Raw genomic sequence first — 10035 nt, 5'->3', positions numbered from 1 at the left:
AAGCCAGTGAATCAGAAATCATCCAACAGCGCGAGGTTTTTGCGGGTGTCCAGCTCAACAATTTTTGGAACAAACATAACGCCACCTAAGTTACACATTCTATTGAACAATCCACATAAAATTGATATCAATTTTGACAAATTGATGTCTGACGACCATTCCGCAAGGTTAATTTAGTGCCCGTTTTGGCACTCGTCAATAGGTAGGTGCCATAATGGGCTTCGGAACCCGGGTAAAATTTCTGGCTCGCGATAAAGGATTGTCTCTAAAAGACTTTTCCACTGAGCTTGACATCCCTTATCGAACGTTGATGAGGTATTTGACGGACGAAAGAGATCCAAGTTTACAGCTTGCTCAAAAAATATGTGCCTATTTTGGCGTTTCGTTGGAATGGCTTGCAACGGGTCGGGAGGTAAAAAGCACAGCGCATCAGACAGGAAAAAGGGCTGTAATCTCGGACGAGCAGGAATTTGTGCCAATTAAGAGGTTCGACGTTGAGGTATCTGCTGGTTACGGATCGCTGGTAGAAGCGGAAATTGGCACCGCTTACTACGCTTTCAATAGGAGCTGGCTAAAGAGGCGGGATCTAAATCCCGACGACTTAAGCGTCTTGGCGGTTCGTGGCGACAGCATGGAACCAGAGCTGCACGACGGCGACTTGATACTATTGGATCGCGCCAACACAGATCCTGCTGATGGTGATATTTGCGTGGTCCGATATTCGAACGAACTTTTCGTCAAAAGAGTTCAAATGATGCCGAACTCGCGCATAGCACTACTCAGCACGAACAGTTTTTATAGCCCCATTACAATCAATCCACGAGAAGACGATGACCTGGCATTTGTCGGGAAGGTTGTGGCTTCGATGCATGAGTGGTGATTTCACCTGACGCTGCAGACCGATAATTGTATCGCCGGCTCCGCGCCCTGATAGAACGCCTATCACCCCTGCCGCGGCCACGGCCACGCAAACCACAGCTGCTTTTCGCATGATCAGAATCCCCCTAGGAGCTTACTGCCCATGCCAACGATGAAAGTGATGACGAAGGTTGGGATCGCGAACTTCGCAATCTTGATGAGCAGGGTCATGCCCGAAACAATGTCACCGAAAGCGGTAATAAGGTCGGCATGGTCTTCAGATATAGGAAACCATTCACGTTCCAACCTGTGAAGCATCGCCCTGTGGCGTGCTGCTTCCTCACCCGTGAGGGCTTTTTGGCTGAACCCGTCCGGATCGAACTTAAGGCTCATTTATACCTCCTTCGACCGGTAGAAAGCAATTCCTCATAGATATACTTATAGATATACTTATTCCATTTTATATTGAATTTATGGCAATGAGTAAGTCTTGCACTCGCAAGGACCAAACTCGACTTCACCATAGAACCATCCGGAATTTCCGCAATATCTACAGGCTTCAACACCCAGCAATTCGGCGTAAGGACTGCCCCAACCAATTGGTAGCGGGGCAAGTCCGAGTCGTTGTCTAGCTGGACTTATATATTCAACTTCTTGTTCTATCAATACAGCCCTGAGTTTTTCAGCTGAGGCTGCCACACCAGTGGTCCCAGTACCTGCAAATGGGTCGAGCACAATTCCACCCGGTGGAGTGACATGCCGTACCAGTGCCCGCATCAAATCCAGTGGCTTCACCGTGGGGTGCCCGCTGTCGCCCTTTTCTTTCTTGTTTGGCTTGGGGCAATAAATGGCCGGTGTCGCCTCGAATGGGAAGCTTTCGAAGAACTCTTTGGTATTTCGCGGCAGAACAGCATCTACCATATCAGAACCATCGTGCATCAGGTTTGCCGGCCAACGCCCCCCTGGCGCACGGTTATTATCGATGTTTACGGCTCCGACTCCATGTACCGAGATGTTGCGGGCGCCCGAGGCTTCTGAAAACGGCTTCTGTCCGACGAAGATCGGCTCCAACGCCGGCTTGCGTGCCTGTGTGCCATAGTACCAACCGGACCAACTTGCACTTTCAACGCCGAGCCTATGAAGGGCCTTTTGGGCACTATGGGCTTTTGGCATGCCGCTGCCATATAGCCACCCGATCATTGGATGCGTGACAAAGCCGGCAGCCTCGATCGCATTCGCCATTCGATGGTAGGAACGAGCCCCGGCAAACGCCACCACATACGCCCCAGGATAGAGCACATCAGAAACCAATCGCCAAAACTCCGGGTCCTGCGCAATCAGCACCCCATGCGGATCGGCTGCATCCCAGTTGCGGCCATGGAAACCTGCCGATTGCCTGGCAAAGGCCCCGTCCCGGCCATGCTTGGCACGCGCTGACGTTTTCTTTCCGAACCGTTTGGCGATTGACTCAATGTGATATGGTGGATCGGTCACACAGGAATGAACTTTGTCACCCCTAGCGGACATCAACCGCAGTTTGCCCCGGGCGTCCCCATGCCACAACACCACGCTCATTTCAGCAAACTTTCGAACGAGCGCGGGGTGGGTTCTGCCACCGATCCAAGTACATCAATCGCGGCTTCTAAAGGATCTTTTTTAATACGGACCCGGAAACTGCTAGGTGTGGTTTCGAGATTAGCCTGATAGCCTTTCGATGTGCCGACGATGCTAAACCGGGTAAGCTTGCCCGTCGCTCGGACCTTGCGCAATTTCTCCGTCAAATTCATGTTGCTCATCCTAAAAGGCCGTCGAAAGATCGCCGTCTCGGTCTAGCCATCGGCGCACCTGCTCCGTCCATTGCGGCCAAACATGCATTCACCGGATCGCGGTCGGAAGCAGTCCTGAATACCCTTTCGTCAACGCCGCGGAACGAAGCCGTGAACTCTCCACCATTGCAGACAAGCGAAAGGTGGCTGAACCCTCCATTCCGCGCGATCTTTCTCAGGAGTTCTCCGAGCGGGTCAGATTTCGTGTTCATCCGAGCAGCCCTGAATAGTCACGTGATTTCTTCGGATAGGCGTCCTCCAAGGCAGTCAGAAGACTGTCGCCGACACCGTGATGGGTCGCTCGCCCGTTCTTTTTGTCGCGTAGATAGGCACGCCATCTGCCGTCGGTCCCCTCATAGCAGTTGCTGACGAAGAGGCGATCGCGGCGAATGGCTTCAAGTAGGTTCTCAATAGTCATTCGGTACTGTCATACCTAATGCCTGAAGATAGAGGTCGAGGACAGCCTCTTCCTCTTCCCGCTCATGAGGCTGCTTCTTGCGAAGTGCCACCACCTTGCGGAGGATCTTCACGTCAAAACCGTTGCCCTTGGCTTCGGCATAAACGTCCTTGATGTCATCGCTGATGACCTTCTTTTCCTCTTCCAAGCGCTCGATGCGTTCGACAAAGGCGCGGAGTTGGTCACCCGCAACACCACCTGGGTCACTGTTGTGGCCTTTGTTCGATTTTGTCGGCGTATCCAAATCGTCGTAGTCGTCAAGCATCTGCAACATCCAGTTCAGAAAGAGGCGTTTCAGCAGTTTTCGGAAAGCCCGTTTAGGTTTGATTTAGCCTTATTCAAGGTTGCATCCCACGGACAGGAATCTATTTACAGACATGGTGTTTTATACCGGCTGTCTGAAGCGGCAGGCCAAGCTTCGCTTTGGATGGTCAACTGGGGAGGGGCGGTCAGATATTAGACCGTTTCTGGTCGCTCTTCCCTACTCTTTTAGGTTCGCAGTTATCTAGGCTTAATTCCGACCATTATTCATAAGCGCCTTCATGGAAAGGTCGAGGCCACCTACGCCTCGGCTCAAGTGGGCGTGTTCTGCCGCCCGCATGCCTTCGGAAAACCCCACCTTGAATTCCGCGGATTTCTTCTCGCGAATGGTCATGAGATCGACATCGGGTTTGAAGCCGAAAGCGACAGCTGTGTTGTGCAGGATCTCGGCCAGTTGCGGGCCAATTTCAAATCGATCGACCGCTGCACCCAAACGAAGAATGTCGTTACCGTCGCGCTCGGATGCTGCTTTCCAATCGACCAACATTTCCAGAACGTCGATGAGGCTCATTCCGTTGACGCCGTTATTAAAATGCTCCGGATGATGGGAATTGTGGCTGTAGTGATGCTCAAGCATCTCGTCGAGCACTGACCGGCGCTCTTCGTATTCGGGCGTACCGAATTTGGCAGGCCCCTGCCTGTCGTTGATTTCCTGCATTTTCTGCAAGGGAACCAGTTCGACAGGGTTCAACTTTGACTGGTCGTGAAACTCACTTCGGCAGAGAATTTCGACCACCATCATATGCAAAAGTTGTTGCACCCTGGCGATATGTTTGCGGGTTACGATTTCTGCTCGGTCGGTATTTAGGGGCGTCATCGGGAACCTTCCTGTTGCTCCCCTTCAATATTCAATAAAAAGTGGATTTGTCAAATGTTAATTGATTTCTAAGATGCCACTGCGGTGAAAAATAGTCGGTACTCGCTCTCCGCTTTCCCGCCGAGAATGTTCTGTCTTTTTGAAACGGCTAGATCCCCGCCCCCTACTGCCAAATCTGATCCGACACCTTAATTCTCAACTGTAATAACAATGAAGGCGCTTGTCTTGATCCCCCGCCTTTATGCTCCTAAGGTGAAAAATTGAAGTGGGAAACCCACGTTAAACAGAGATATTAAAATTTTACGACGACGGAACGCCATGTACCGCATCTGCCTTGCACTTTTTGCTCTTTCTATAAGTATTCCAACTTCCAGTTTCGCTGATGTTGTATGTGTACAGGCGCAACTGACACGTTTGGGTTTAGAGCCGGGACCTGTCGACGGATTGTTGGGGGCAAAGACGAAGTTAGCGGCGGCTGCGTTTGCCCAGAAGTCCGAGATGGACGTACCGCCACTTTCCAAAGTTAACAGCACTTTGTGGTGCAACGAATTGACGGCCTACCTCACGGCGCACGGCGCTTGGACGTTAAATCGTATCGATCTTAAAACACCTCCACGCCACACTCTTTCGGAGGCACAGACCAAAGACCTTTGGAAAGCTTATAAATCTGCTCGGCAGTGCTTTAATCACCCAGTATTCGGCAAGCGGCCTAATTTTGCCGTTAAAATTCCTACCAACAAAGCCGCCCAGTTTGGGATGTGGCAATCACCGTTTACGGATATACGAGGTAATTCCGCCTGTAACGGCCAGAGGCCAGATTTTAATTTTCCGCCCAAACCTATCCCTGTTGTCAAGTTGGATGAGGCTTATGGCAACCGCCATGTTCAGGTTGATGTAGCGACGCAGTGGTTTCAACGGGCTTCAACTTTCGTAAGGCTCAGCAGAGATCCAGTAGCTACCCGCCTACTTAAAAATTCACTATTGGAATGGGCGAAAGCAAATTCGCTGGGCCGCGGCATCCGGGTAAATTGGGGCAATAGGCCGGTTGACTACCAGATGATGACTGCAATCTCCGCACTTGTTTCTGCAACAGCTGAAGTAGCCCCATCATTGACGCCAAAGGAGCGTTCTCTAATCGGACCTTGGCTTGGGAAACTTGTTTCTCAAGCAGCTCAAAGCCATTGGAAAGACAGGCAGGATAACAAAGCCTATTTGCGCACCTATATCGGGTTATTATGGGCGCTCATGACGGGAGATCGTAAGGCGGTCGACGAAGCCGTTGAAGTATACAAGCTGGCTGTACACGACATGCGACCGGACGGTAGTTTTCCAATAGATAGCCAACGCTCAGGTATGGGGCTTCACTACGGTTCGTTCTCGACGGCCAGCCTCGTGATGGCCGCTGCTGCCTTACAGCAAGCTACTGGAGAGGATCTGTTTTCCTATCAAGTTGATGGTCGATCCGGTCATGATGCGGTGAACTTCATTGTTCAAGGAATCAAATTTCCTGCGGAAACGAACAAAATCTACGCGATCGGATGTAAAGAAGGAGGTGATAGGTTCGGCTCCCCCGGCGATCCTAGCCTTCATTTCATCAAGGACAATTTGGATAGCTACTTGCTGGTCTACGCTCAGATGTATCCAGACCGTGAGGTATCGGAATGGATACTTGCAAACAAAAGGCGCGGTTTGCATACAGCCATTATGTTCGATAATGTCGGCGGTGCGCCAGCTTGCCAATACGCTCAAACAAGTGACCCGAACTTTAAAACAGAACCCGTTGTTGTAGAAATAAGGGGACCGATTGTTCTTCCGAAACCCAAATACAAGGTCGATGCCCGTGAAGACCTAGCTCACAGCAAAGGGACCTCACCTAGGGTTAATTCGCTGTTTTACGCATCGATCAGAGAACGGGGCCGAACACGTTCTATGAGCTTCAACATCCGTGGTAGTTATCTCGCAAACTCGCAGGACATGGCTCTTCTAGAGTTTGTTATTAATATGGACAACGCAAGAGAACCAAAGGGCCTTGAAAAGTGCGGCAGAGGTATTCGAATTGACCGATATAATTCCAAACAATTTGGTATTGTTGTACCGCTGCGACAAGAAAATGGAACCTGGGAGATGCCGGGCAACGATTGTTTGGGAGCCAAGCTTCCGAAGAAGGAAGCTAGCACTGTACGTTTTCTGGCGGCTAATTTCCGGGACTTAGCCATCGGAATGGTACAATCAGGAAGCGTAGGAGCAATTAAGAACGATGGATTAAAAGAGTGGATCAACAATGTTGCCCATGGAAAAGTGAAAATTGCTATAAATTAGGGGTTCATAACGTTTTTGACTTAACCCCTGAAATCATGACCTGAATTGATCTGCATCTGGCCCGGTTGGGCTCACCTTGGGATACATTCTCCACGTGATGACCGTGGCCGCTACCGAGCAAAGCCCCGCGCCGACGATTGCGCCCATGAACAATTCCTCTGGGCCTTTGAGGAAGACCGACAGTGCTGCGATCACTATGCAAAACAGCAGCCCGACAACAAAACCGCCAACAACGAGTTCGCCCGGGCCACCAACGCGCTCGACTTTTGCAGCTGGCGGATTGGCGGTCATCGCATTCAGTTCATCTTTAGCCAGGGCGCCCAGCTGGCAGGACGGCAGGTCGATGCGAACTATACCCTTGCTGACCGGTCTCCCGCTTCCGTCGAGATGGGTAACTCGCGCTGTCCCGACTGCTAGCCAGCGGTCATGCTCGATCCGGGTCGCAAGCTGTTCACGGATCGCCTGCGGAACGTCCTCAGGGCGTTGAGTGACAAAATACACTCCTACCCCCTTGGAACGGATCAGACGCACTGTCTGCTCAACTTTCCGCAAAAGCGCCTTGGGCATGTCGGAAAAGAGCAAGTGTGCCTCATCGAAGAAAAACGCGAGTCTGGGCTTTTCCTGGTCACCAACTTCCGGCAGGCGCTCATACAGGTCGGTCAGCATCCACAGGAGGAACGCAGCATAGACACGCGGGCAGCCCATCAGCCGATCGGCAGCAAGGATGGAAACAACCCCGTGTCCTGACGGATCACAATCCAGCAATCGCGAAACGTCGAATTCCTTGGAGGAAAAGAAGTGCGCGCCCCCTTGCCGTTCGAGCCCGAGAATGGCCCGCTGGATCACCCCGAGGGATGCTTGACCGATCTGTCCAATTTGCGCCGAGATCTCCTGACGTTCGTCCAGGGCTCTTGCAATGACATTGCGCAAATCCCCCACGCTCCCCAGACGCTGGTTCGTTGCGCCGGCATAGGTAAAAAGCACTTCCAGCGCCCCCGCCTGAACTTCGCTCAGTTCCAGCGCCCTCGCCATGGTGTCCGGTCCAAATGCCCCGATACTGGCTGAAACCTGCTCTCCACGTTCCCCAAAGAGATCCAGCAGACGGGCAGGAGTTGTCCGACTGATCGCCGAGATGTCCCCTTTCACGTCGGCGAGGAAAACCGGCACCCCGGCGCGGCTGAATTGCTCGGCCATGGTCATAAGGGAAACGCTTTTGCCGCAACCAGTCGGCCCGGTAATGAGGCCATGCCGGTTTGCATAACGTAGAGGGAGATTTGCAATTGGGCCAATTCTGACAGTGTTCATATGAAATATCCGACTTTTCGAAAATCAATAGTGAAGTGAATTCAGCTTGTAATTGAGGCCAACTCTAGTTTGAGTCGTTCGTTCTCTTCCATCAAAGCAGAGGTCCCTGGCCATTTCTCGGCAATCCTGATCGGCTGTAACTCTCAACGAGATCGGTCACAGGTGGGAGTCCTTTTACTCTGCCGCTGAAATGTAAATTTCACGACCATATTCGGTGCCACGGAGCTTCCAGTTGAAGCCGCTTGGCAACTTCTGCTTTGCGGTCGGGCAGCAGAAATAATCATCGCCACAAACATAGACGCGAGGTGTCTTGTATCTCGACGGCTGATAAACACCGTCCTTAACGTCGAGCCAATCCATACCGAGATGGAAGCCAATAATTTCAGGTGCTGTTCTTGGCATATTCCCTGCTCCTTTATCTAAAATTCAGGCGGGCGATTGATATTGCCTGACATTTCATTCCGCTTTTTATTGAATTTTAGAATGCGGTTATTGGTTTTCTGCCCTAACGGCAGCCCGACACAAAAGAGAGTGGAAGTACCGGGCCCGTGATCCGAAGGCCCCTCTAGGCTTGCGGTACTTCCGCATATCAGCCGCAGCCAACACTCGTTCAACCTGCTCGGCGCTCAAAGTGTGGTAGTCCTGATCCAACGGGATATTGTATTCCTGCGCGATTTCGCGGGCATCTTCTCTTGTCATCTCGACACCTCGTATTCAACTTATTATTGATTTTATAATACTCGGCTCGCCCGTTATGTCAATCTATTTTTCAAGTTTTTGTTGAATTATTCAACTAGGCCCGCTCAGCTGCGCAAAGGGAGGTAGTTGCGTCCCGGTTGCTGTGGGCGGATTTGCTTGAATACGCTGGGTAGCTGGCGCGGCTGCCCCAAGCACTCATCCTTACAGGACACGTCATCGACAACGTATGTATCGGATGCATAGTCCGGCACGAAGGACGTATTCTTCCGTTGTCCTACTGCCCCCTCACGCTCCCACACCTTGGTTGCGCTTTCTTCAGAGACCGGATGACATGCGGCAATAGCGTCTGCTTTCGTGATTTCCCCCACCCCGATATAGAATCCGATCAGGTTGGAAACGAGGTCTTCACGGGAGAACCCGCTGTCATAGGGCTTATTCAGGAACATCTCCGTGAAAAAATTAGCAATCCCGCCGAATTCCAGAGACTGCTGAAGTCTCTCAAAACCAAGACTCACTTGAATGAAAATCGATAGGGCTACCGACTTGAGCTCTGTTTCAGGCAGATTGCGTCTTATCAAATATGACTGAGTTTCGCCGAGTCTCCCAACTCGTTTCGGGAGGATCATTTCTTGCCTTAGAGTGACGCGATACCCTGTGGCCCCATCTGCAAAACGCGCCTTTCCATCCCGGCGCATGTCTTTCAATACCCGGTCAGAATAGCTGTATTGACGAAAATCGGGCGGGTAATGATACCCCCAGGCAACCTGGGCATCAGGTCCACCACCTTTGAGCTGACTCCAAAGATTTTGGGCGCCAATTATTTTATTGTCATTTTCCGGCGACAGGTGCCCAAGATCCAACCAACCGCAGTTACATGTATAGATAAGCCCATAACTAATATCGTTGTTATTGAGCCTCTTATATCCAGTTTTGATATCTTTGAAGGAACTCAATTAAAATCTCCCAAAACCAATATATCCACTAACGTACACACTTCCTCTCGGGTGATTAACACTGAATAACCATTCCCGGAGCACCTGAACTCCTGCAGCTCTCCCACAGGACACGATTTGTCTAAAAAATATTGTTGGTACTTTTCGGTCAGTACTTCGAGTGACTGACTTGATTGATATTCAAGCATTCCAGCGCCGACCCGTTCGCCGTCGCGGGCATTGTGCGAATATCTCGCCGGTTCACATTCTGCATAAACCGGGATCTCCTTCAGCAATTCCGGGATACCCAACTTGTATGACCAGCTATCTGCCGTAACGTCCTGCGGCTCAAAGAATGCAAATGCCGTAATCAGGTAAATAAGGGCCAAAATAACCAGCGCGAATAACGCGACAAGCGCCCTTAGAATTGGCTTTTTGTTTTTCATTTCAACAACAAACGATAGAAATCTATGAGAAAAGCAAAGCGAAAACTATACAAAA

Annotated in this window: 12 protein-coding genes; 2 read left to right on the top strand and 10 right to left on the bottom strand. The window is 51.0% G+C overall.

All coding sequences use genetic code 11. The features are described from left to right. The first annotated feature begins 214 nt into the window (after positions 1-214). The gene (locus tag F0155_RS20920) at positions 215-880 is read left to right on the top strand and encodes an XRE family transcriptional regulator (RefSeq protein ID WP_150526520.1); all 666 of its coding nucleotides are present in this window, start codon (positions 215-217) and stop codon (positions 878-880) included. A gap of 113 nt (positions 881-993) precedes the next feature. Here F0155_RS20920 and F0155_RS20915 read toward each other — a convergent pair whose 3' ends face one another. The 6 genes from F0155_RS20915 to F0155_RS20890 form a co-directional block, all read right to left on the bottom strand. Next, positions 994-1251, bottom strand: a complete 258-nt coding sequence (locus F0155_RS20915; protein WP_150526519.1) for a hypothetical protein — start codon at positions 1249-1251, stop codon at positions 994-996. 78 nt (positions 1252-1329) lie between these two features. Then, on the bottom strand, positions 1330-2433 hold the full coding sequence (locus F0155_RS20910) for a DNA-methyltransferase (RefSeq protein WP_150526518.1): 1104 nt from the start codon (positions 2431-2433) through the stop codon (positions 1330-1332). Then, positions 2430-2645, bottom strand: a complete 216-nt coding sequence (locus F0155_RS20905; protein ID WP_150526517.1) for a hypothetical protein — start codon at positions 2643-2645, stop codon at positions 2430-2432. The genes F0155_RS20910 and F0155_RS20905 overlap by 4 nt, the downstream gene beginning before the upstream one ends. Positions 2646-2892: 247 nt before the next feature. Further along, the gene (locus F0155_RS20900; protein ID WP_150526516.1) at positions 2893-3102 is read right to left on the bottom strand and encodes a hypothetical protein; all 210 of its coding nucleotides are present in this window, start codon (positions 3100-3102) and stop codon (positions 2893-2895) included. Next, positions 3092-3406 (bottom strand): DUF2312 domain-containing protein, encoded by a 315-nt coding sequence (locus F0155_RS20895; RefSeq protein WP_150526515.1) that lies wholly within the window; start codon positions 3404-3406, stop codon positions 3092-3094. Before F0155_RS20895 ends, F0155_RS20900 begins: the two co-directional genes overlap by 11 nt. A gap of 246 nt (positions 3407-3652) precedes the next feature. Beyond that, positions 3653-4279 carry a DUF5662 family protein gene (locus tag F0155_RS20890; protein ID WP_150526514.1) on the bottom strand — a complete coding sequence of 209 codons (627 nt, stop codon included), beginning with the start codon at positions 4277-4279 and terminating at the stop codon, positions 3653-3655. Positions 4280-4597: 318 nt separating this feature from the next. Between F0155_RS20890 and F0155_RS20885 the strand changes: the two genes are divergently transcribed. Continuing rightward, complete coding sequence (locus tag F0155_RS20885; RefSeq protein ID WP_150526513.1) at positions 4598-6598, top strand: alginate lyase family protein; 2001 nt, start codon at positions 4598-4600, stop codon at positions 6596-6598. Between the two features lie 33 nt (positions 6599-6631). Here the strand turns inward: F0155_RS20885 and F0155_RS20880 are convergent, their stop codons facing one another. The 4 genes from F0155_RS20880 to F0155_RS20865 all read right to left on the bottom strand — a co-directional run bounded on the left by F0155_RS20880 (position 6632) and on the right by F0155_RS20865 (position 9980). Beyond that, complete coding sequence (locus F0155_RS20880; RefSeq protein ID WP_150526512.1) at positions 6632-7903, bottom strand: helicase HerA-like domain-containing protein; 1272 nt, start codon at positions 7901-7903, stop codon at positions 6632-6634. A gap of 174 nt (positions 7904-8077) precedes the next feature. Then, a complete protein-coding gene (locus tag F0155_RS20875) occupies positions 8078-8305 on the bottom strand; it encodes a hypothetical protein (protein WP_150526511.1) in 228 nt (75 codons plus the stop codon). A 401-nt stretch (positions 8306-8706) separates the two neighbouring features. Beyond that, positions 8707-9555: a hypothetical protein gene (locus F0155_RS20870; RefSeq protein WP_150526510.1), complete on the bottom strand. Its 849-nt coding sequence runs from the start codon at positions 9553-9555 to the stop codon at positions 8707-8709. Then, positions 9552-9980, bottom strand: coding sequence for a hypothetical protein (locus F0155_RS20865; RefSeq protein WP_150526509.1), 429 nt, complete (start codon positions 9978-9980; stop codon positions 9552-9554). The genes F0155_RS20870 and F0155_RS20865 overlap by 4 nt, the downstream gene beginning before the upstream one ends. Positions 9981-10035: the final 55 nt, after the last annotated feature.

This window comes from Roseibium sediminis (assembly GCF_008711325.1).
Taxonomy (GTDB): domain Bacteria; phylum Pseudomonadota; class Alphaproteobacteria; order Rhizobiales; family Stappiaceae; genus Roseibium; species Roseibium sediminis.
Note: the sequence above shows the minus strand (reverse complement) of the source record. Positions and strands in the feature narration are given on the sequence as shown.

What these genes read in the sequence shown, in the direction of transcription:
- F0155_RS20920 (WP_150526520.1), top strand. Translation starts at nt 215, where the DNA reads ATGGGCTTCGGAACCCGGGTAAAATTTCTGGCTCGCGATAAAGGATTG.
- F0155_RS20915 (WP_150526519.1), bottom strand. Translation starts at nt 1,251, where the DNA reads ATGAGCCTTAAGTTCGATCCGGACGGGTTCAGCCAAAAAGCCCTCACG.
- F0155_RS20910 (WP_150526518.1), bottom strand. Translation starts at nt 2,433, where the DNA reads ATGAGCGTGGTGTTGTGGCATGGGGACGCCCGGGGCAAACTGCGGTTG.
- F0155_RS20905 (WP_150526517.1), bottom strand. Translation starts at nt 2,645, where the DNA reads ATGAATTTGACGGAGAAATTGCGCAAGGTCCGAGCGACGGGCAAGCTT.
- F0155_RS20900 (WP_150526516.1), bottom strand. Translation starts at nt 3,102, where the DNA reads ATGACTATTGAGAACCTACTTGAAGCCATTCGCCGCGATCGCCTCTTC.
- F0155_RS20895 (WP_150526515.1), bottom strand. Translation starts at nt 3,406, where the DNA reads ATGCTTGACGACTACGACGATTTGGATACGCCGACAAAATCGAACAAA.
- F0155_RS20890 (WP_150526514.1), bottom strand. Translation starts at nt 4,279, where the DNA reads ATGACGCCCCTAAATACCGACCGAGCAGAAATCGTAACCCGCAAACAT.
- F0155_RS20885 (WP_150526513.1), top strand. Translation starts at nt 4,598, where the DNA reads ATGTACCGCATCTGCCTTGCACTTTTTGCTCTTTCTATAAGTATTCCA.
- F0155_RS20880 (WP_150526512.1), bottom strand. Translation starts at nt 7,903, where the DNA reads ATGAACACTGTCAGAATTGGCCCAATTGCAAATCTCCCTCTACGTTAT.
- F0155_RS20875 (WP_150526511.1), bottom strand. Translation starts at nt 8,305, where the DNA reads ATGCCAAGAACAGCACCTGAAATTATTGGCTTCCATCTCGGTATGGAT.
- F0155_RS20865 (WP_150526509.1), bottom strand. Translation starts at nt 9,980, where the DNA reads ATGAAAAACAAAAAGCCAATTCTAAGGGCGCTTGTCGCGTTATTCGCG.